The organism is Phytomonospora sp. NPDC050363 (assembly GCF_040655735.1).
Classification (GTDB): domain Bacteria; phylum Actinomycetota; class Actinomycetes; order Mycobacteriales; family Micromonosporaceae; genus Phytomonospora.
This window is the reverse complement of the sequence record NZ_JBFAKK010000032.1, coordinates 1-20059: the sequence shown is the minus strand read 5'-3', so window position 1 is coordinate 20059 and position 20059 is coordinate 1. Positions and strand designations below refer to the sequence as shown.

Annotated in this window: 18 protein-coding genes and 1 pseudogene; 5 read left to right on the top strand and 14 right to left on the bottom strand. The window is 71.2% G+C overall.

From position 1 onward, the window contains the following. Positions 1-604: 604 nt before the first annotated feature. Together AB0I28_RS39250 and AB0I28_RS39245 are read right to left on the bottom strand one after the other, a co-directional pair. A complete protein-coding gene (locus AB0I28_RS39250) occupies positions 605-1552 on the bottom strand; it encodes an ornithine cyclodeaminase family protein (RefSeq protein ID WP_357501221.1) in 948 nt (315 codons plus the stop codon). A gap of 67 nt (positions 1553-1619) precedes the next feature. Then, positions 1620-3173, bottom strand: coding sequence for a Rieske 2Fe-2S domain-containing protein (locus tag AB0I28_RS39245; RefSeq protein WP_357501220.1), 1554 nt, complete (start codon positions 3171-3173; stop codon positions 1620-1622). 148 nt (positions 3174-3321) lie between these two features. On the opposite strand from AB0I28_RS39245, the gene AB0I28_RS39240 reads away from it, so the two are divergent. After that, positions 3322-3546, top strand: a complete 225-nt coding sequence (locus AB0I28_RS39240; protein WP_357501219.1) for a DUF2631 domain-containing protein — start codon at positions 3322-3324, stop codon at positions 3544-3546. On the opposite strand, the gene AB0I28_RS39235 is transcribed toward AB0I28_RS39240, so the two are convergent. From AB0I28_RS39235 to AB0I28_RS39190, 10 genes are all read right to left on the bottom strand, one after another. Further along, complete coding sequence (locus AB0I28_RS39235; protein ID WP_357501218.1) at positions 3536-4735, bottom strand: MFS transporter; 1200 nt, start codon at positions 4733-4735, stop codon at positions 3536-3538. The genes AB0I28_RS39240 and AB0I28_RS39235 overlap by 11 nt on opposite strands. An 11-nt stretch (positions 4736-4746) precedes the next feature. Further along, positions 4747-5367, bottom strand: coding sequence for a helix-turn-helix domain-containing protein (locus tag AB0I28_RS39230; RefSeq protein ID WP_357501217.1), 621 nt, complete (start codon positions 5365-5367; stop codon positions 4747-4749). Between the two features lie 120 nt (positions 5368-5487). Next, positions 5488-7341, bottom strand: coding sequence for a DivIVA domain-containing protein (locus tag AB0I28_RS39225; protein ID WP_357501216.1), 1854 nt, complete (start codon positions 7339-7341; stop codon positions 5488-5490). Next, entirely contained in the window at positions 7338-8465 is a 1128-nt protein-coding gene (gene rlmN, locus AB0I28_RS39220) for a 23S rRNA (adenine(2503)-C(2))-methyltransferase RlmN (protein ID WP_357501215.1), read from the bottom strand. The genes AB0I28_RS39225 and rlmN overlap by 4 nt, the downstream gene beginning before the upstream one ends. A 55-nt stretch (positions 8466-8520) precedes the next feature. Beyond that, the gene (locus tag AB0I28_RS39215; RefSeq protein WP_357501214.1) at positions 8521-9633 is read right to left on the bottom strand and encodes a phosphatidate cytidylyltransferase; all 1113 of its coding nucleotides are present in this window, start codon (positions 9631-9633) and stop codon (positions 8521-8523) included. Further along, positions 9633-10190, bottom strand: a complete 558-nt coding sequence (frr, locus tag AB0I28_RS39210; protein ID WP_357501213.1) for a ribosome recycling factor — start codon at positions 10188-10190, stop codon at positions 9633-9635. The genes AB0I28_RS39215 and frr overlap by 1 nt, the downstream gene beginning before the upstream one ends. A gap of 94 nt (positions 10191-10284) precedes the next feature. Next, the gene (pyrH, locus tag AB0I28_RS39205; protein WP_357501212.1) at positions 10285-11016 is read right to left on the bottom strand and encodes a UMP kinase; all 732 of its coding nucleotides are present in this window, start codon (positions 11014-11016) and stop codon (positions 10285-10287) included. Between the two features lie 177 nt (positions 11017-11193). Beyond that, on the bottom strand, positions 11194-12009 hold the full coding sequence (gene tsf / locus AB0I28_RS39200) for a translation elongation factor Ts (protein ID WP_357501211.1): 816 nt from the start codon (positions 12007-12009) through the stop codon (positions 11194-11196). Positions 12010-12155: 146 nt separating this feature from the next. Continuing rightward, the gene (rpsB, locus tag AB0I28_RS39195; protein ID WP_357501210.1) at positions 12156-13118 is read right to left on the bottom strand and encodes a 30S ribosomal protein S2; all 963 of its coding nucleotides are present in this window, start codon (positions 13116-13118) and stop codon (positions 12156-12158) included. A gap of 268 nt (positions 13119-13386) precedes the next feature. After that, positions 13387-14241, bottom strand: coding sequence for a hypothetical protein (locus AB0I28_RS39190; RefSeq protein ID WP_357501209.1), 855 nt, complete (start codon positions 14239-14241; stop codon positions 13387-13389). A gap of 228 nt (positions 14242-14469) precedes the next feature. Between AB0I28_RS39190 and AB0I28_RS39185 the strand changes: the two are divergent. Beyond that, positions 14470-14922 (top strand): annotated as a pseudogene (locus tag AB0I28_RS39185) (M23 family metallopeptidase); the annotation flags it as partial. A 129-nt stretch (positions 14923-15051) separates the two neighbouring features. Here AB0I28_RS39185 and AB0I28_RS39180 read toward each other — a convergent pair. Beyond that, positions 15052-16218, bottom strand: coding sequence for an aminotransferase class V-fold PLP-dependent enzyme (locus AB0I28_RS39180; RefSeq protein ID WP_357501208.1), 1167 nt, complete (start codon positions 16216-16218; stop codon positions 15052-15054). A 19-nt stretch (positions 16219-16237) separates the two neighbouring features. After that, positions 16238-17125: a tyrosine recombinase XerC gene (locus tag AB0I28_RS39175; protein WP_357501222.1), complete on the bottom strand. Its 888-nt coding sequence runs from the start codon at positions 17123-17125 to the stop codon at positions 16238-16240. Positions 17126-17346: 221 nt separating this feature from the next. On the opposite strand from AB0I28_RS39175, the gene AB0I28_RS39170 reads away from it, so the two are divergent. The 3 genes from AB0I28_RS39170 to AB0I28_RS39160 are packed head-to-tail and all read left to right on the top strand — an operon-like array spanning position 17347 to position 20019. Further along, positions 17347-17718 carry a YraN family protein gene (locus AB0I28_RS39170; protein WP_357501207.1) on the top strand — a complete coding sequence of 124 codons (372 nt, stop codon included), beginning with the start codon at positions 17347-17349 and terminating at the stop codon, positions 17716-17718. After that, on the top strand, positions 17718-19241 hold the full coding sequence (locus AB0I28_RS39165; protein WP_357501206.1) for a YifB family Mg chelatase-like AAA ATPase: 1524 nt from the start codon (positions 17718-17720) through the stop codon (positions 19239-19241). The genes AB0I28_RS39170 and AB0I28_RS39165 overlap by 1 nt, the downstream gene beginning before the upstream one ends. A gap of 28 nt (positions 19242-19269) precedes the next feature. Next, positions 19270-20019, top strand: coding sequence for a DNA-processing protein DprA (locus tag AB0I28_RS39160; RefSeq protein ID WP_357501205.1), 750 nt, complete (start codon positions 19270-19272; stop codon positions 20017-20019). Positions 20020-20059 lie beyond the last annotated feature (40 nt).

Sequence of the window (20059 nt, the reverse complement as noted above, 5' to 3'; positions counted from 1 at the left end):
GGAGCCCTCAGCCGGTTGTCCCGGCGCCCCAGCCCGAAGCGAAGCGAACGGGCGCGTGCCCAACCCCCACCCAGGAAGGGCACCTGCCCACCACGGCCCGGACCCTGCCCACCCGGCCCAGACCCTCCCCACACCGCCTAGACCCTGCCCACCCCCTCACCCCCCACGCACCCCGGCGAGGCAAAGGGGGCACACACATCCGCCGCTGCCGCCAAAGCCCACCCGCGGCCTCTACGATCTCCCCGACTCCGCCCCCTGGCGCCCCTCGCGACCGCCCGGCCCCTCGAACGCTGGCGGCTCCCCCGTCCGCCAGTCCCCCGCCTTAGAACCGGCTGGGTGGCTCCGCCCCCAGCACCCCCGCCGGGACTCCGTCCCGAACCCTGCTGGGACTCCGTCCCAGACCCTGCTGGGAGGCTTCGCCCCCAGACCCCCACCAGGAACTCCGTCCCTGGACCCGGTCCCGCGCAGAAGACTCGGCACAGTGCCGCTCCCCGGGTCCGCACCCCTCGCGGGGTGCCGCACCCCCGCTAGGCACCCTCACGGGTGCCGCGCTCCCTCACGGGTGCCGCGCTCCCCCACCGATGTGGCCCTCACCCCTCACCCCTCACCCCAAAAAATCAACCCCAACCCCCACCCCGTCCCCCAACGCCCTCCCGTACACCGGCCACGCCACCGCCAGGTCCTGCCACGGCAACCCCACCGGCGCGTACACCGTCACGTCCCCCTCGCCGTCCCTCCCGGCGCGTTCCCCACGCAGCACCTCCCCCAACGTCCCCACCGCGTCCCCCGCCTTCAAACCGACGTTCCCCAGGGCCCCCATCGCCACCGCCAGCTCCACGTCGTCCACCACTACCCGCGCCGCCCGCAGGGCGTCCCCCGCGACCTCCGCCTTCCCCGGCTCGTCCGCGCCCAGCGTCGTCACGTGCATCCCCGGCCTCAGGTCCGCCGCGTACAGCAGCGGTTCCCGCGCCCACGTCGCCGCCACCACGATCGAGGCCAGCGCCGCCGCCTTCGCCGGGGTCGGAGCCATCTCCACCGGAACGCCCAACGACGCCTCGTGCTCCAGCGCGAACGCCATCGCGCGCGAGGTGTCGAGGTCGCAGACGATCAGCCTCGTCAACTTCCGCAGCGAGGCGAGCCCTGCCAGCACCACCCTCGCCTGCGCTCCCGCCCCGATCACCGCGACCGTCCCGTCGGGCCCGGCGAGCGCGTCGGTGGCCACGGCGGCGGCCAGTCCCGTCCGCCAGGCCGTCACGGACGACGAGTCGAGAAGCGCGAGAAGTTCCCCGTCAGCAAGGGAGTGCAGACACACGACGCCCCGCAGCGCGGGGGCGGCGCCGGGGAACTTGGCGTTCACCTTCACCGTGTACGCCGGGACGCCTTCCAGCAGTCCCGGCAGCAACGCGGTGGCCGTCCCCGGTCCGGGCAACTCGGTCCGGACTCTCAGCGGGGGCATGGCCGATCCCGAGATGAATCCCGCCCGCAACGTGGCCAAAATCCCGTCAGGGTCGACGAGTCCGTCGACGGCCGAGCGGGTCAACAGCACGGTCATCGCAACACCTTCACCCACAACACGGACGAACGCAACCGCCGCATCACGCGGGGGGACGAAGGAGGAGCTAGTCCCCGCGCCGCTTCGACCGGATGTCGTTGCCCACGCTGGTCAGGCAGCGGCCGGTGGCCAGGTTCCACTTCCAGCCGTGCATCTGGCAGGTCAGGACCCCGTCGTCGACCTTCCCGAAGCGCGTCAGGTCGGCCTTGAGGTGCGGGCAGCGCCGCTGCACGGTCCAGCCGTCGAGGGAGATGTCCTCGCCGCCGTCGTCACGTTCGCTGAACCAGCCCTCGGCGTAGTTGAGCCGTTCCTCCGAGAGGCACTTGAAGAAGGTGTAGACGAACTCGTTGTACTGCCCGATGCGGGCCGCGGAGAAGCGGCAGGACAGGAACAGGGAGTTGACCCAGTCGATCTCGTCGATGTGCAGCAGGTGCTCGATGAGCCGGCGCTCGGTCTTGAAGCGGTAGCGGACCTTCTCGCCGTCGGCGTGGCGGATCTCGCCGACCGGGAAGTCGAAGAGGACCGACTCGACGATCGTGTCGGGGTCGTCGGGCGCGGTCAGGTCGAAGCGCACGGGCCCGTTGATGCCGGCCGACATGATCTCGGCCTCGGCCATCAGCGGCTCGAAGCGGGCCTTGATCTCGGCGAGCACGTCGATCTCGGGGTGCTCCCACGACTTCTTCGCCGCCGCGATCACCGGGCGCTGCCGGTCGCGGTACTCGATGAGGTGCTGTTCCTTGTTCTCGAAGAACTCCCGGACGTCGGCGACGGGGTGCGTCGTCGAGCAGTCGTTCTCGGTGACCTCGGAGACGGTGCCGGGCAGCAGGATCACGCCGTTGTCGCGGCCGTTGTCGGCCAGGTAGTCGAGGTAGACCTGCTGGTCGGGGAAGATGTTGCCCTCGTCGCCGTGGATGTCGTTGAACTGCCACAGGGAGTCGTCGAGGAAGCAGGGCGGGCCGGCGATCGGGAAGATCCAGGAGGCCTTGGCGTCGTCGATGTATCGCAGCGAGCGGTCCATCTGCCGGTCGCGCTTCTGCTTGCCGAAGGCGCGCTTGGCCGAGTCGGGGAGCTCGTAGACCATCGGGTACCAGATGGCGCCGGAGAACTGGAGCAGGTGGGCGTGGATGTGCCCGAGCTGTGTGAAGGCCGCCAGGTCGGTGGGGCGGGCGTCGTTCTGGTTGAGCAGCCGCACGCCGTCGGCGTCCTCGATCCACAGGGAGGAGTCGCCGATGGGACCGTCGGTCGGGGAGGTCAGCGCCTGGATCATGACCTTGACGCCGCCGTCGAGTTCGGTGACCTCGCCGCTGACGGTGCGGATGAAGTTCTTGAAGCCCAGTTCGCGCAGCTCGTCCTCGAGTTCGCTGGTCGGGTACTCCGGCAGCAGGACGGTGGTCTTCTTGGAGATCTTCTCGCGGAGGTTCTTCTCGTCGAAGTGGTCGCGGTGCAGGTGCGACACGTAGAGGTAGTCGCACCGGCCGAGGGTGTCCCAGTCGAGCCGCGAGTTGTCCGGGAAGGGAAACCACGAGGCGAAGTAGGCCGGGTTCGCCCACGGGTCGGTGAGGATGCTCCCCGCCGCCGTCTCGATGAACATGCTCGCGTGTCCGGTTCCGGTGATGCGCAACCTACGGCCCCTTCTGTGTGCGTCTGATGCCCGGTCAAGAACGCTACACGGAGCTGCCCCGACCACCCTCCGGTGGTCGGGGCGGGCATGGGAAACTGGGCGGCGGAACACTCTCGAAGATCATCGACCTCATGGAAGGTGTCGCGCAGTGGCAGGCGGCAACGAACCGGTGACCTCCCCGGACCAGCACAAGCCCACCAACCGCAAGCTCGCCTACACCGGTGGGATCATCTCCATCATCGTGCTGCTGCTGTACACGATCGGCAACCACGAGGGCCGCGTCGAGGACATCTGGCTGCTGGTGACCGCCGGCGTCCTGGCACTCGCCATCGCCGGTGACTGGCTTCTTCGCAAGAACGGCCTCAAGGACTGACCTTCCCGGCGGGCGGGCTCAACCCGCGTCCCAGGAACAGGTAGACACCGGCCGCGGCCATGAACACGGCCATGACGACGAGCACGGCCTGGTGGCTGACGACGGTCACCAGGTACGCGGCCCCGGCCAGTGACACCAGCTGCGGGGTGATGGCGGCCATGTCGGCGGCCGCGCCGATCCGTCCCATGAGTTCGTGCGGGGACAGGCGCTGGACGAGCGTCGAGTCGGCGACCGCGAGCAGCGGGATCGCCAGGCCCGAGATCAGCGCGGCGCCGAGCACGACGGGGACCGAGGGCACCGCGAACAGGGCCAGCACCAGCGCCAGGACGCCCACGGCGACGCCGCTCGCGGCGAGTTCCCCGAGACGGCGCACCACCGGCGCGGCGGCCAGACCGCCCACTATCCCGCTCGCGCCCATCACGGTGATGATCACCGCGATGAACTCCGGTGGCCGGTGCAGTCCCTCATCGGTGATCTCGTAGATCATCACCTCCAGCGTCGCGGCGGCGAAGGACATCAGGGCCATGCCCGCCACGGCCCGGCGCAGCGCCGCGGAGTCGAGGATGAAGCGGAATCCGGCGGTGAGCTCGGACCGCAGCCGCGTCCGCTCTCTCGGCGCGAGTTCCTCGTCGACCCGCAGCGTCGCGATGATCGCGGCCGACAGGAGGAAGCTCGCCGCGTTGACCATCGCGACGGTGAAGCCGCCGGCGTAGGCGTAGAGCGCCATCCCCGCGAGCGGTCCGCCCAGCCTCAGCGCCTGCGTGGCGACCTGGCGGGCGCTGTTGGCGTCCACGAGCCGCTCGGGCGGCACGACGCGTTTGAGGAGCCCGCTGACGGCCGGCCCGTCGACGATCCGGCCGAGGCCGAGCAGCACGGCCACACCGTAGAGGATCCACACGTCGCCGCCGTCGCGGACGAAGGCGAGCGGGATCAGCGCGGCGGCGTTGGCGAGGTTCGCGGCGATCAGGAACGGCTTCCTGCGGAAGCGGTCGGCCAGGACGCCCCCGAAGGGCGCGAACAGCAGGGGAAGGGCTCCGCACAGCAGGATCAGGCCGGCCGCGCCGCTGGAGCCGGTGAGCTCCTTGACCCACACACCGAGCACGAGGACGAAGAGCCAGTCGCCGAACATGCCGACGACGGTCGAGGCGAATAGTAAGCGGTATCGGGGGTCGGCGAAGACAGAACGCATGGGCTCGCCTTTCATTCGGTCGGGTCTTCGGCGGTCTCCAGGTACTCGGCGCGCGCGGGGATCCCCCAAGCGACGAAGCGGACGGGTTCGGCGCCGGAGGGACGTCGTGCGGGGTCGGTGACGCGGTCGCGGTGCCGCTGTACGAGCGTCTGGATCTCCGCCTGGAGTCCGGCGAGTTCGTCGGCCGTCAGCCACATCAGCGACTGGGTGACGCCGGCCGCCCCGCGCCATTCGCGGGGGGCCGCGCGGCGGGCCATGTACCACTCGTCGAGTCGGGCGAACTCGTGCCGCAGGGCGACGACGGCGAGGGCGTCGTGCGCGGAGGCGTACTCGGGGTCGGCCTCGGCCTCGTGGTCGGTGGTGTGGCCGTGGACGACCACCTGCCAGGGGCGTCGGCGGCCCGGCCCGGGTGGGGCTTCGGCGACGTAGCCGAACTTGGCGAGCTGCCGCAGGTGCCACGAGCAGTTCGCGGGGGACTCGCCGAGCTTGGCGCCGAGCTCGGTCGCCGTCGCCGGGCCGTCGAGCAGGAGCAGTTCCATCAGGGTGAAGCGAAGGGGGTGCGCGAGGGCGCGGAGCTGGGCGGGGTCGGAGACCTTACGAACCGGCGGGTGCTCCGGGATGTCGGTGGCCATGTGTCGAAGCATATCTTTCGAAAGAAGTGTTTCGATATGCTGCCGCACAGCTTCCCGTGCCATTCGAAGTAACTGCGGGCACCCCGATCACCGAACCCCGGGTACGGCGAAGGCCGCCACCTAGCGGTAGCGGCCTTCTCCACGTCGTCCGTACGGGTCTAATCTCATCAGCCCTCGGCGGGCGAAGGTGTCCCTGATCTCGCGCAGCGCCGCGTCCACCTCGGCCTCGAAGTAGCCGCCCTGGACCAGGCTGAACTGCGAGGTGTCCAGCTCGGCGTCGGACAGCGGCACGGCCGCGCGTCCGGTCATCGTCGCCGAGACGGCGTCGAAGAGCCGGTCGACCTGCGAGGGGTCGTAGCCGCTGCCGAAGCGGCGCGGCTGGAAGGAGCGCCGGATCTGCTCAAGGCGCGAGATGTCGTCGCCGGTGAACGGCGAGTCCGGTGCCCGCATCTCGGTGGTCATCTCCGGGCGTCCGTGCCGGCCGGGCTCGGTGAAGCCGCCGCGGTCGCCGCCACGCGAGGCGTAGGGGTCCTCCCCGTACGGAGGGCGCCCGGGAGGCGGTCCGGAACGTCCGGCGCCCGGAGGCGGCATGGGCGGCACGGAGGGCTGGATCTGCGTCGCACCCGCGTCGGGGACTGGCGGGGGCGGCGGCGCGAAACGGTCCACCGGCGAGGCGGGACGGCGCTCCTCACGAGGAGGCATCCGCTCGCCGCCGTAGCCGCCGCGGTCGGAGTCCGGACCGCGAGGAGGCATGGGCGGAGGCGGCGCGAAGCGGTCGTCCGCGGGCGGCGGTGGCGGCGCGAAACGGTCCGCCGGGGCCGACGGACGCTCACCCGGAGGCGGTCCGTACCGGTCGTCGGGCACGTTGAAACGCGTCGTGGGCTCCGCGGCGGGCGGAGGGGGCGGCGCGGCCGGCGGCGGACCGTAGCGGTCCTCGGCGGCGCGCTCGAAGCGGCTGGGCGCTGGCGGCGGGGCGCCGTAACGGTCATCGCTCTGCGGGGGGCCGGAGACGGGCGCGGGCGGAGGCGGAGGCGGCGGGCCGTCCCCGCTCAGGTCGCTCAGGCCGCTGTACAGGCCACCGCCGCGACTGCGCGCGGTGCGGGTCGGGCGCTCGTCGAAGTCGTCGGAACGCGGCGCGAGGTGGCCGAAGCCCTCGTCGTCACCGCCGGCGAGGTGACCGAACCCGTCGAGGTCCGGACCGGCCGGGCCGCCCGACGAGGGCGGCGGTGGCGGCGGCGCGCCGAAGCGGTCGCGACCCGAGGGCGCGGCGGTGCCACGGGCCGCACGCGGCTCGGGCTGGCGTCCACGGGGCTCGGGCATCTCGCGGGGGTCGGGGGGCGGCGGACCGCCACGCGGGTCGGCCGGCGCCGGCATGCGCGGGTCCATCGGCTGCGGGCCGCGGGGATCGCGGTCGCGGGGGTCCATGCCTCGCGGAGCGTCCATGGGGCCACGGGGGGCGTCCATCGCGCGCGTGGCCTCCATGGGACCCCGAGGGCCATCCATGCCACGCGGCGCGTGCATCTCACGGGGGTCGCGGTCGCGGGGGTCGTGCAGGTCGCGCGGGTCCCTGGGGTCGCGCGGCTCGTGCATGTCCCGGGGGTCGCGGTGCTCACGGGGATCGCGGGCGCCGGGACCGCGCGGGTCGCGGGATCCGCGTCCACCGGGGCCGTCCATGCTCGGACGAACGCCGCGGCCCTCGAAGTCGGGCGCGGCGGCACGGCCGAGCACACCGCGCTCCTCCAGCTCCGACAGCTGACGGGCGACGCGGTCGAGATAGACGTCGACCTGCCACTCGTCGTATCCGCCGAAGCGGACCCTGAAGACGACGTCGTCGACCTCCTGAGAAGCCACCGGCGGGCCGATCGGCTGGCCTTCGAGAGTGGCTTCAACGCGGTCGAGGAAGGCGTCCACCTCGTCCACCTTGTAGCCACGGCGCAAGGCCCTGCGCCGGAACCGCTCACCCTGACTCGTCACTCGGCCACCTCCGCCTGCCCGTGCGTGGCAGCGGCCTTCTCCTGCGTCGCCGCAAGCTGGCCACACGCACCATCGATCTCACTCCCACGGGTGTCGCGCACCGTGGTCGGGACGCCCGCGGCGCGAAGCCGCCGAACGAACTCCCTTTCTACCGCCTTCGGACTTGCGTCCCAGCGACTGCCCGGGGTCGGGTTGAGCGGGATGAGGTTAACGTGCGCCAGTTTCCCCGCCAGCAACCGGCCGAGCAGATCGGCACGCCATGGCTGGTCGTTCACGTCTCGAATCATCGCGTATTCAATCGACACCCGTCGCCCTGTGCGGCTTGCATACTCCCACGCCGCGTCAAGCACCTCGTCGACCTTCCACCGGTTGTTCACCGGCACGAGCTCATCGCGCAGCTCGTCGTCCGGCGCGTGCAGCGACACTGCGAGCGTCACCGAAAGCTCCTCGGCCGTCAAGCGCCGAACGGCCGGAACAAGCCCGACCGTCGAGACGGTGATGCTCCGCTGCGACATACCGAGCCCGTCGGGCGCCGGATCCGTCAGCCGGCGCAACGCCCGCAACACCCGTTCGTAGTTGGCCAGCGGCTCGCCCATGCCCATGAACACGACATTGGAGAGGCGGCCGAGACCGGCCTCCCTCGACGTGCGCGCCGCCGACACCACCTGATCCACGATCTCGGCGGTGGACAGGTTGCGCGTGAGCCCCGCCTGACCCGTGGCACAGAACGGACAGGCCATTCCACAGCCCGCCTGTGAGGAAACGCACACGGTGGTGCGGTCGGAGTAGCCCATCAGCACGCTCTCCACAAGGGAGCCGTCGTGGAGCCTCCACACCGTTTTGCGCGTGGCGCCGTCATCGCAGGAGACCTGCGTGACAGGCGTCAGGAGCGGCGGGAAGAGCACACCGCCGATGCGCTCACGGTCGGCCGCGGGCAGGTCGCTCATGGCGTCCACGTCCGACAGCTGCCGGCCGAAGTAATGATGCGACAGCTGGCGCGCCCTAAACGCGGGCAGGCCGAGCCCGGTCACGGCGTCCTTGCGGGCGGCCATGTCCAGATCGGCGAGGTGCTGGGGGGGCGCGCCTCGGCGGCGCGGTTGCAGGGTAAGCGGCTGGGTCGTCATATCACTAGCCAGTCTCCCACGTCCGGGGACCTACTTACGCACAGGCGGGCGGAGCTCACGCGGGAGGGGCCAAGACCGACAGCAACACCACCGCGGTCGGCGCCGCCAGCAGGATCGAGTCAAGACGGTCCATGAGACCGCCGTGACCGGGGATGAGACTGCTCATGTCCTTCACACCGAGGTCGCGTTTGATCATGGACTCGGTGAGATCCCCCACCGTCGCCGCGATCGTGATCGCCAGGCCGAAGAGCGCGCCCTTCCACCAGCTGACGTCGAAGACGAAGAAGAGCATCAGGGCCCCGCCGAGAGCGCAGGCGACGATGGATCCGCCCATGCCCTCCCAGGACTTCTTCGGGCTCACCTTCGGCGACATCGGATGCTTCCCGAACAGCACACCGGCGATGAAGCCACCGGTGTCGCTGAGCACGACGAGACCCAGGACCACGATGATCCGGGCCGGACCGTCCTCGGGAACCGCCAGCAGCACCGCGAAACCCGCCAGGAAGGGCACGTAGACCGCGACCAGCGTCGCGGCGAGCATGTCCCCGAGATAGCCCACCGGGCCGTCGGCGAGGCGCCAGGCCGTCACCACGACCATCGTCAGGCCGAGCCCGAGCACGAGGCTCTCCGCTCCCCCGAACCAGGCCATGGCGGTCATGCCGACCCCACCGGCGAGCAGCGGGACCAACGGGACCTTGTGCCGGGACGATAGGGCCCGCACCAGCTCCCAGATGCCGATCCCGACCGCGGCGGCCACGACGACGAGGAACGCCTCCCGGTAGATCAGCAGGGAGGCGAGCACGACGGCGCCGAGCGCCAGGCCGACGCCGATCGCCATGGGGATGTTGCGGCCGGCCTTGCTGGTCGTGGGAACGAGGTCGGGTTCGGGCTCGGGCTCCTCGGCCTCATACGGCGGCCGTGAGGGGTACGGAGGCTCCGGGGGGTGCGGTGGTCCACCGTAGGGAGCTTCGTAGCGCTCGTCGTAGCGCTCGTCGCGCTGACGGGCGTAGTGGGAGTCGCCCGCGGGCGCGTCCCGGTAGCGGGGGTCCCCATGAGGGGGCTCGTCCCGGCGACCCCCGTACGAGGGTTCGCCGGGCGCGGGGGCGCGCCGCCGCCTCCGAGGAGGGCCGTGGCCGTCGCCGGAGGCGGGCAGGTCCTGGTGGGCCATCAGACTTCGAGCAGCTCGGCTTCTTTGTGCGTGAGCATCTCGTCGACCTGTTTGACGAATTTCTGGGTCAGGTCGTCGAGTTCCTTCTCCGCACGCCGGCCCTCGTCCTCGCCGACCTCGCCGTCGCGGACCAGGCGGTCGAGTTCGTCCTTGCCCTTGCGGCGGATGTTGCGGATGGTCACCTTGGACTCTTCGCCCTTGTTGCGGGCGACCTTGATCATCTCGCGGCGGCGCTCCTCGGTCATCTGCGGCATGTTGAGCCGCAGCTGCCCGCCCTCGTTGTTCGGGTTGACGCCGAGGTCGGAGTCGCGCAGGGCGCGCTCGATCGCGGCCGTCTGCGAGGCGTCGTAGGGCTTGATGATGACCATGCGGGGCTCGGGCACGCCGATCGAGGCCATCTGCGGGAGCGGCGTTGGCGTGCCGTAATACTCAATGAAGATCTTGCTGAACATGGCGGCGCTCGCCCGTCCGGTGCGGATGGCACCGAACTCCTCCTTGGCGTGCTCGATCGCCTTCTCCATCTTCTCCTCGGCTTCGAGGAGCGTCTCGTCGATCACCTTGGTGTCGCCTCCTGTCGCTGCGAGCCGACCGGCCCGGCGGGGGCCGGGTGCTGTCGGGCGTTGCCGTGCGCTGTCTTGGGTGGTGCGGTGGTCAGCTCTCAGAGGTGATGAGCGTTCCGATCCTCTCACCACTGAGGGCTCGCGCGATGGTGTCCTCCCCTTCGGCACCGAAGACGACCATCGGAAGCTTATTTTCCTTGCACAGGCTGAACGCCGCCGCGTCGGCCACCTTGATGTCGCGGCGCAGGGCCTCTTCGAAGGTGAGCTGGTCGAGGCGCACGGCGGTGGGGTCGGTGCGCGGGTCGGCGGTGTAGACCGCGTCGACGCCGTTCTTGCTCATCAGGACCGCGTCGGCCTTGATCTCAAGGGCGCGCTGCACCGCGACGGTGTCGGTGGAGAAGTAGGGCATGCCGGCCCCGGCGCCGAAGATGACGACGCGGCCCTTCTCCAGGTGCCGCATGGCGCGGCGCGGGATGTAGGCCTCGGCGACCTGGGCCATGGTGATGGCGGTCTGCACGCGCGTGTCGACGCCGCGTTTCTCCAGGAAGTCCTGGAGCGCGAGGCAGTTCATGACGGTGCCGAGCATGCCCATGTAGTCGGCGCGGGCGCGCTCCATCCCGCGAGCCTGGAGTTCAGCGCCCCGGAAGAAGTTCCCGCCGCCCATGACCACCGCGATCTGGGCTCCGCCGGCGCAGGCCTTGGCGATCTGCGCGGCGATGCCGGAGACCACGTTGGGGTCGACGCCGACCGCGCCGCCGCCGAAGACCTCACCGGACAGTTTCAGCACGACCCTGCGATAGCGGGGGCTCGTGTTCTCGGTCATGACCCTCTCCCTGTGCTGCTCGACTGGCTGACGCTACTGCGCCGGGATGGTGCACACGAACGTGGAGGCCGCTGGTGTGCTTCCACCTGCGACCTCCACGTTCGGCTGTTTTCCGGCGCTCGATTCGGACCCGGTGGATCAGTGCGGGCTGCCCACAAGACCCACAGGCCAAGGCCCTTAGGCCTGGCCGACCTCGAAGCGGACGAAGCCGGTCACGTTGACGCCCTGCTCCTTGAGGACCGCCGCGACGGTCTTCTTGGGCTCGGTCACCGAGGCCTGCTCCAGGAGCACGAAGTCCTTGAAGAAGGAGTTGACGCGACCTTCGGTGATCTTGGTGATCGCCTGCTCGGGCTTGCCTTCCTCGCGGGCGGTCTCCTCGGCGATGCGACGCTCGTTCTCGACCTGGTCGGCGGGGACCTCGTCGCGGGTGGTCCAGCGCGGACGCATCGCGGCGACCTGCATGCCGGCGGCGCGCGCGGCGGCGGCGTCGTCACCCTCGTAGGAGACGAGCACGCCGACCTGCGGGGGAAGGTCCTCGGACTTGCGGTGCATGTAGACCGCGATCTGGCCCTGGAGAACGGCGAAGCGGCTCAGGACGAGCTTCTCGCCGATCTTGGCCGACTCCTCCTCGACGAGGAGGCTGACGGGCTTGCCGTTGAGCTCCGAGGCCAGCAGCGCGTCGAGGTCGGCGGGCTGGGTGGCCGCGACGTGCTCGACGAGCGACTGGGCGAACTCGACGAAGGCGCCGTTCTTGGCGACGAAGTCGGTCTCGCAGTTGAGCTCGAGGAGGGCGTTGCCGGACTGGGCGACCAGTCCGTTGGCGGCGGTACGGCCGGCACGCTTGCCGACGTCCTTGGCGCCCTTGATGCGCAGGAGTTCGACGGCCTTGTCAAAGTCGCCGTCGGTCTCGGTGAGCGCCTTCTTGACGTCCATCATTCCGGAGCCGGTGAGTTCGCGGAGCTTCTTGATGTCCGCGGCGGTGAAGTTGGCCATTGTTGCTCTCCACTTGAAGGTGCCCGGGTCGCCCCTGAACGCCCGGGCGAAAGTACAGCTGGGTATTGCCGCAGCGAAGCCGCGCCCATGGCGCGGCTGTTCCCCGGGGCGCGGCTGCGGCCGAACGCCCCGGGGACCGGGAGTCCTTAGGACTCGGTGGTCTTCTCCGCGGCGGGGGTCTCCTCGGCGGCGGCCGGGGTCTCCTCGGTCGCGGCGGCCGGAGCCGGCTCCGTGACGTCGCTGGTCTCCTCGACGGCCTCCGCGACGGCCTCGGCGACCGGCTCGGTGGCGGCGGGAGCGTCGGCGACGGCCTCGACGGCGGTCTCGGTCTTGTCACCCTCGAGGAGCTCGCGCTCCCACTCGGCGAGCGGCTCGGTGGTGGTCGTGCCACCCTCGGGCTTCTCCTCGCCGCGGGCGGCACCGGCGCGGGCGATGAGGCCCTCGGCGACGGCGTCGGCGACCACGCGGGTCAGCAGCGCGGCCGAGCGGATCGCGTCGTCGTTGCCGGGGATCGGGAAGTCGACCTCGTCGGGGTCACAGTTGGTGTCGAGGATCGCGACGACCGGGATGTGCAGCTTCCGGGCCTCGTCGACCGCGATGTGCTCCTTCTTGGTGTCGACGACCCAGATCGCCGACGGGAGCTTGCCCATGTCGCGCAGGCCACCGAGGGTCCGGTAGAGCTTGTCCTTCTCGCGCTTCAGCGTGAGCAGCTCGCGCTTCGTGCGACCCTGCGTCTCACCGGACTGCTCAAGGGCTTCGAGCTCCTTGAGCCGCTGGGTACGCTTGTAGATCGTCTGGAAGTTGGTGAGCATGCCACCGAGCCAGCGGTAGTTCACGTACGGCATGCCGACGCGCACGGCCTGCTCCGCGACCGCTTCCTGCGCCTGCTTCTTGGTGCCGACGAACAGGATGTGGCCGCCCTCGGCGACGGTGTTCTTGATGAAGTCGTGGGCCTTCGCGATGTAGTCGAGCGTCTGGCGAAGGTCGATGATGTAGATGCCGTTGCGCTCGGTGAAGATGTAGCGCTTCATCTTCGGGTTCCAGCGGCGGGTCTGGTGTCCGAAGTGGACGCCGCTTTCGAGCAGCTGGCGAATGGTCACTGCTGGCATGGATGCCAGTCCTTTCCTCACGCAGGGGCGTACGAACCGGCCCTGCTCCCTGGTTGTGTGCGATGGCCGCGGCCATCTCCTGGTGCCCGGTCGACGGCCGTGTTGGGCCCGTCGGGGACGAGACCAGGGAGGCCGCCGCCCGCTCCCGGGGAGAACCGGGTTAAACGCGGGAAGGCACGCGAAGTCGGTCACATGGGTGACCGCCGGTTGACCAGTGTACGGCACCTGACCGGGCGTCCCCGGCGGGCTCCCGCCGGGGACGCCGAGGTCAGGCGGCGGCCCCGGCCGCGAGGAGCAGGAGGAGGCCGGTCACGAGATACACGTACGGGGGACGCATCAGCGCGCTCATCTCACGGCCGCCGATGCGGGGTCCGCTGCCGAGGAGCGGGGCGAGCCCGGCCCCTACGAGCGGGATGCCCGCGAGCATCAGGACGCCCGCGATCACGCCAGACGGGGAGAAGCCGTCGCCGGCGAACAGGGAGCGCAGCAGGACGACGGCGGCCGGCAGCATCGCGAGGGCCGAGACGACCACGACGAGCAGGACGACGGCGGGACGCTTCTTGCGATAGACGCCCTCGAAGACCTCGACGGCACCGTCGGGGCGGCGGTTGACCGGTTCGGTGCGGCGCTCGCCTCCCCTGGGCATGGCCGGGTAGGCCTGAGTCGGGGGGTCGATGGGTGGGCGGTTCATCGCGGGAGGGGGCGGCGGCATCGGCGGGCCGACCGGTGCCGGGCGGGGTGCGCCGGAAATGGGGGTCTCGGCCGGGCCGCGACGGGGGGCGTCGTCGAACGTGGGCGGGAGGGGGCCACGGGGCTCGGGGATGGACGGCGGAGCCGGAGGAAGGGGACCGCGTGGCTCGCGGGGGTCGCCGCCGGCGAGGGCCGCGAGTTCCGGGTCGACGACCTGGGGCTCGGGCAGGTGGCGTGCGGGCTCGGGCTCGCGCGCCTCGCCGCCGAGCTGCCACCGCTCGGCCTGAGTGCTGGCGCTGTCCGGGTCGTGACGCGGCGCGGGGGACTCGGCCCAGTCGGACGAGCGGCGGCCCGAAGACGTGTTCGGCTCCCACAGGGACCCGGCGTCGGAAGGGTTCACGGGTTCGGGGTAGTTGCGCTGATGTTCGGCCACGGTCCGGGAGATTAGGGCACGGCGGCGGTGGGCGCCACCGACGGATACGACATGTGCGGATATGGGCGATGAAGTATTGGGCGAACGTTGAAGTTCGCCGACCGAGCAGCCCTGGGCGGGCGCACCCGGGCTCACCTGGGAGGCCGAGTTATCCACAACCGGTCGGTTATCCACAGGGTGTTGAGGGGAAGGGTGGCCTGAGCGGCGCGTTCGCCTGATCGTTGACACATGTGCCCCAAAATGCGCTTTACCCGCTTCCTGTCCGCCTTGTCCGCCGTCGCGATCCTCGCCACACTCCTGGTGCTGCTGTTCCGGGATTCGGCGCCCGCAAGGGCGTCGCCCGCCGCCGCGCCCGCCGGTCCGACCGCCGCCGGTCCGGCGCGACTGGCGTGGCCGCTGGATCCACCGATCCGGGTCGTCCGGCGTTTCGAGCGACCGCCGACGCTGTGGGCGGCGGGGCATCGTGGTGTGGACCTGGCCTCCGTGCCGGGGGCGGTGGTGCGCGCCGCCGCCGACGGCGTGGTGCGCTTCGCCGGCGCGGTCGGCGGGAAGAAGGTCGTCAGCGTCGCGCACACCGAGCTGGTCCGGACGACCTACGAGCCCGTCGTGCCGGTGGTACGCCCGGGGCAGGTCGTGCAGCGCGGGGAGGTCGTCGCCCGGCTGATGTCCGGCCACGCAGGTTGTCCGGCCGAGGCCTGCCTGCACTGGGGACTGCTGCGCGGCGGTGAGTACCTCGATCCGCTCACCGCCGTCGGGACGGGACGCGTACGCCTGCTGCCCCGTCCCGAACGGCGCGTGAGCCGGTGCGGATCAGGCCAGCGAGTGCAGGAGGGCCGGGAGCCGGTCGGCGAGCCGCTCGTAGTCGGCGGGCCGGTTGTGGATCTGGGCGGCGATGCGCATGGTGCCGGTGCCGCCGAAGGCGTTGACGGTGAGTTCGGTGCGCAGCCGCTCGCGGACGGCCTGCTCGATGACGCCGCACTTCTCCTGGGTGTCGCCGACGCCCTCGGGGAGGAAGACCAGCCGCATGGCGAGGTCACTGGGGCCGGCGTCGGGGGTCTCGACGTTCAGGGCCTTCGAGAGCACCGAGAGGCCGTAGTGGGCGAGTTCGCGGTTGTGGGCCTGTACGCGCTCGGGGCCGAGGTCGGTGAGGAGTTCGATCCCGGCGGGGGCGGCGAGCCAGTTGGTCCAGTCGTCGGTGCCGTTGTACTCGACGGCGACGGGGTAGCCGGCCTCGTGCTCCCAGGAGACGACCAGGGGCCGGATCCGGTTCTTCCACTCGGGGGTGACGGCCAGCAGCGCTGTCCCCCGGGGCGCGAAGGCCCATTTGTGGAGGTTGCCGACCCAGAAGTCGGCGCCGAGCGCGGTGACGTCGGCGGGGAGGTGGCCGGGTACGTGTGCGGCGTCGACGAGGAGGGGGACTCCGCGTGAGCGCAGTTCGGCGGCGATCCGGGCGATCGGGAAGAGCCGGGCGGTCGCCGAGGTGACGTGGTCGCAGATGACCAGGCGGGTGCGGTCGGTGATCTGGGCGAGGATCCCGTCGACGACCTCGTCGTCGGTGGGGATGAGCGGCATGTCGGCGACCTTGTGGATCACGCCGGCCGGTGCGTAGGCGTCGACGTTGTAGCCGATGGCGCCGTAGCCGTGGACCGTGGTCACGACCTCGTCCCCGGCGGTCAGGTCCAGCGAGCGCAGGACGATCGCGGTCCCGGTGGTCACGTTGGTGACGAAGGAGCTGAGTTCGGGGTCGGCGCCGACCAGGCCGACCACGGCGTGGCGGGCGGCGGTGACCCGCTCGACGCGGGTCTTGAAGAAGCCGCGCGGGTCGAGTTCCAGCTCGTCGGTGATCAGCCGGCGGCGGTTGCGGACGGTGAGGGGCACCGCCCCGACCGCGCCGTGGTTGAGATTGGTGAAGTCCGGGGCGAGCCCGAACAGGCTGGCGCCGCCCGGGACCGGTGCGGGCGCGGAGGGGTGGGACATCAGGCTCCTGACACGCTGATCAGGCCCGCGGGTGCGCCTGGGTGAAGGCTTCCCGGAGGCGTTCGGCCGACACATGGGTGTAGATCTGTGTCGTACTGATCGTGGCATGACCGAGCAGTTCCTGGACCGAACGGAGATCAGCGCCACCTTCGAGCATGTGCGTGGCGGTGCTGTGCCGTACGCCGTGCGGGGTGGTGTGCGCGAGGCCGGCGGCGAGGGCGGCGCCCCTGACGATGCGGCGGACGATCGTCGGGTGGAGGCGGCCGCCCCGAACGCCGAGTAGCAGGGCGGGTTCGTCGGCGGCTCCGCGCAGGTGGGGGCGGCCCGCGGTCAGGTATTCGTCGACGGCGTCCTGCGCGGGGACGCCGAAGGGGACCTTGCGCTCCTTGTCGCCTTTGCCGATGACGCGCAGGAGGCGGCGTTCGGAGTCGACGTCGGCGACGTTGAGGCCGCACAGCTCGGAGACGCGGATGCCGGAGGCGTAGAGGATCTCCAGGACCGCGCGGTCGCGCAGGCCGAGCGCGGACTCGTCGGTGATCGGCGTTTCAACGAGGTCGGTGGCCTGTTCGGTGCGCAGGACGGTGGGGGCGGTGCGCCGTACGCGCGGCACGCCCAGGCGAAGCCCGGCGTCGTCCTCGGTGAGGCCGGTGCGCTGCGCCCATGAGGTGAAGGTCCGTGCGGCGGCGGCGCGTCTGGCGACGGTCGCGCGTGCCACGCCGGCCCGCCGCAGCTGCGCCAGCCAGCCGCGCAGCATCTCCAGGTCGATGTCGCCGATGGTGCGCGCTCCGCCGCGCGCGGCGTGGTCGAGGAGGGACACGATGTCGCCGGTGTAGGCGCGCACCGTGTGCTCCGAGCGTCTGCGCACGTCGGCGAGGTGCCCGGCGAAACCGGCGATGGCCGAACGCATCGCGTCCGGCAGCTTCTCTCTTGCCTGTTGGAGATCGACTCGTCGCCGTGAGCTCACGTTGTCGACCTTGTCCTCTGGGCCCCGTTCTGTCAAGCGGTCGCGCCGTACGACCGAGTTATCCACAACCGGTCGGTTGTCCACAGGGCCGTTCGGTCAGCGCTTGGCGAGCGTGGTTCCAGGGCCGAACGTTGAGTCACCGCACCGTTTCCGAGGGGGGACCGATGGGCACCAGCAGTCTCGAAAAAGATCAACTCGGCCGCTACGGCGAGCAGATCGCCGCACGCCATCTCACCGATGACGGGCTGCGCGTCCTGGACCGCAACTGGCGCTGCTCCGAAGGCGAACTGGACATCGTGGCACGGGATGGGCCCGGGACACTGGTGTTCTGCGAGGTGAAGACACGCCGTTCGCTGCGGCATGGCACGCCCATCGAGGCCGTGGACGCGGAGAAGTCGCACCGCCTGCGCAGGCTCGCGGCGCGCTGGCTGAAAGCGCACCCCCGACGTGCCGACCGGCTCCGCTTCGACGTGATCGGGATCCTCGCCCCGCGCGGCGGTCCGCTGCGCCTCACCCATCGGCGGGAAGTGTTGTGATGGGCTACGCGCGGATCACCGCCGTCGGTCTCGTCGGCGTGATGGGGCACCTGGTCACCGTCGAGGCCCACGTCGACCGCGGTCAGGCGCGTGTGGTGCTGTCGGGTCTGCCGGACGCGGTGCTCGGGCAGGCGCGCGACCGGGTCCGCTCGGCGCTGGTGAACTCCGGCTTCCAGTGGCCGGACCAGCGCATCGCGATCAACCTGCTGCCCGCATCGCTGCCCAAGCACGGGTCGAGTTTCGACCTGGCCATCGCGTTGGCCCTTCTGGTCGCCAGCGGGCAGCTGCCGCCACCGCTGATCGAAGGTCTCGTGCCGGTCGGCGAGCTCGGTCTCGACGGCAAGATCCGGCCGGTGCGCGGGGTGCTGCCGTCGCTGATGGCCGCGCGGGACTCGCCGATGCGGGCGGCGGTGGTGGCTCCGGGGAACCTGCGCGAGGCGGCGCTGGTGTCGGGGCTGGCCGTGCACGGCGCGGTCGGCCTTCGGGAGCTGGTGGCCGGGCTTGCGGGCGGTGCGGGCCTGCTGGCCGTGCCGGAGCCGGATCCCGAGATCGAGGACTTCACGCCGGACCTTGCCGACGTCGTCGGGCAGGACCAGGCGAAGCGGGCGCTGGAGATCGCCGCCGCCGGCAGTCACAACCTGATGCTGCTCGGGCCGCCGGGTGTCGGCAAGACGATGCTCGCCGAGCGGCTGCCGCCGCTGTTGCCGCGTCTCGACGACTCCGCCGCGATGGAGGTGACCGCGATCCACTCGATCGCCGGGCGTTTCGAGCAGCGCGCCGGGTTGGTGCGGCGGGCGCCTTTCCAGGCGCCGCACCATTCGGCGTCGATGCCGGCGCTGATCGGCGGCGGGTCGGGTATGCCCAGGCCGGGTGCGCTGTCGCTGGCGCATCGGGGCGTGCTGTTCCTCGACGAGCTGCCCGAGTTCCGGCGCGACGTCATCGACGCGCTGCGCCAGCCCTTGGAGTCGGGGGAGATCAACATCAACCGCTCGGCGGCCGTCGTCCGCTTTCCCGCCCGCGTGCTGCTGATGCTGGCGGCCAATCCCTGCCCTTGCGCGGCGGCCAAACCCAACGACTGCGAGTGCACCGCGGTGGCGCGCGGCCGCTATCGCTCGAAGCTGCGCGGACCGCTGATGGACCGTGTGGACCTCCAAGTGCGCCTGGCGCCCGTGGGGCGGTCGGCGCTCTTCGGCGACGAGCCGACCCAGGAGGACTCCCGGACCGTCGCCGGCCGGGTGCTGCGGGCCCGCGAGGCCGCCGCGGCGCGCTGGTCGAGAGCCGGGTACGGGCGCCTGCCGAACTCCGAGATCTCCGGGGCCCGGCTGCGCAAGGACCCCTGGCGGCTGCCGCGCTCGGTGGTCGGCGTCGCCGACTGGATGCTCGACTCCGGCCGGCTCAGCGCCCGCGGGTACGACCGGGTGATCCGCATCGGCTGGTCGATCGCCGACCTCGCCGGGCGGGAGCGGCCGGAGGAGGGCGATATCGCCGAGGCCACCGAACTGCGTTTGGGCAATGCCGTCTAGTCCGCGATCCGACCGAAGGAGAGAAGCCATGGAAGACCAGGCCCGACTCGTCCGCGTACTGCTGTCGGCCCTCCTCGAACCCGGGATGGTCCACGCTCACGAACTGCTCGCCGAGCACTCCCCCGCGCAGATCCTGGCCCGCTTCCGCGACGGCCGTCTCCCGGACGCCCTCACCTCGGCCGTGGGCAGCCGCCTCGCCGGACGCGACCCGCTCGACGTCGCCAACAGGATCCTGGACGACACCACGCGCCTCGACGCCCGCGTACTGATACCCACCGACGACGAGTGGCCCTCGCGCCTCGACGATCTCGCCGCCCTCGACAGCGGTCCCGGCTCCCACGGTCCACCCCTGTGTCTGTGGGCCCGCGGCCCGCTGCACCTGCGGGAGACCCTCGAACGCTCGGTGTCCATTGTGGGCGCCCGCCACGCCACGTCCTACGGGCTGCTCATGGCCGGAGAGCTCGCCTACGGCGTGGCCGACCGGGGGTGGGGAGTCGTTTCCGGTGGGGCGCAAGGGATCGACACGGCGGCGCACAAGGGCGCCCTGGCGGCGGAGGGGCCGACCGTCACCGTGCTCGCCTGCGGGGTCGAGCGGTCCTACCCGCCGCGCAACGAGCGGCTTTTCGCCGCGATCGCCGCCTGCGGCATCGTCTTGAGCGAGTGGCCGCCCGGTTCCCTCCCACTCCGGCACCGGTTCCTCATCCGCAACCGGCTCATCGACGTTTCTGTTGGGATTGGGAAGCGGTTCGCTCGTTTTCCGTCCCGTGTGTGCTGTTGAGGGCATGTCTGTGTGATGGTCTGCGTGCGCGACAGGTGTC

Coding starts and splice junctions, on each gene's coding strand:
- AB0I28_RS39175 (WP_357501222.1), bottom strand. CDS start 17,125: ATGCGTTCGGCCATCGCCGGTTTCGCCGGGCACCTCGCCGACGTGCGC.
- AB0I28_RS39170 (WP_357501207.1), top strand. CDS start 17,347: ATGGGCACCAGCAGTCTCGAAAAAGATCAACTCGGCCGCTACGGCGAG.
- AB0I28_RS39230 (WP_357501217.1), bottom strand. CDS start 5,367: ATGGCCACCGACATCCCGGAGCACCCGCCGGTTCGTAAGGTCTCCGAC.
- AB0I28_RS39180 (WP_357501208.1), bottom strand. CDS start 16,218: ATGTCCCACCCCTCCGCGCCCGCACCGGTCCCGGGCGGCGCCAGCCTG.
- AB0I28_RS39215 (WP_357501214.1), bottom strand. CDS start 9,633: ATGGCCCACCAGGACCTGCCCGCCTCCGGCGACGGCCACGGCCCTCCT.
- AB0I28_RS39160 (WP_357501205.1), top strand. CDS start 19,270: ATGGAAGACCAGGCCCGACTCGTCCGCGTACTGCTGTCGGCCCTCCTC.
- rpsB (WP_357501210.1), bottom strand. CDS start 13,118: ATGCCAGCAGTGACCATTCGCCAGCTGCTCGAAAGCGGCGTCCACTTC.
- AB0I28_RS39250 (WP_357501221.1), bottom strand. CDS start 1,552: ATGACCGTGCTGTTGACCCGCTCGGCCGTCGACGGACTCGTCGACCCT.
- AB0I28_RS39165 (WP_357501206.1), top strand. CDS start 17,718: ATGGGCTACGCGCGGATCACCGCCGTCGGTCTCGTCGGCGTGATGGGG.
- pyrH (WP_357501212.1), bottom strand. CDS start 11,016: ATGACCGAGAACACGAGCCCCCGCTATCGCAGGGTCGTGCTGAAACTG.
- tsf (WP_357501211.1), bottom strand. CDS start 12,009: ATGGCCAACTTCACCGCCGCGGACATCAAGAAGCTCCGCGAACTCACC.
- AB0I28_RS39235 (WP_357501218.1), bottom strand. CDS start 4,735: ATGCGTTCTGTCTTCGCCGACCCCCGATACCGCTTACTATTCGCCTCG.
- rlmN (WP_357501215.1), bottom strand. CDS start 8,465: ATGACGACCCAGCCGCTTACCCTGCAACCGCGCCGCCGAGGCGCGCCC.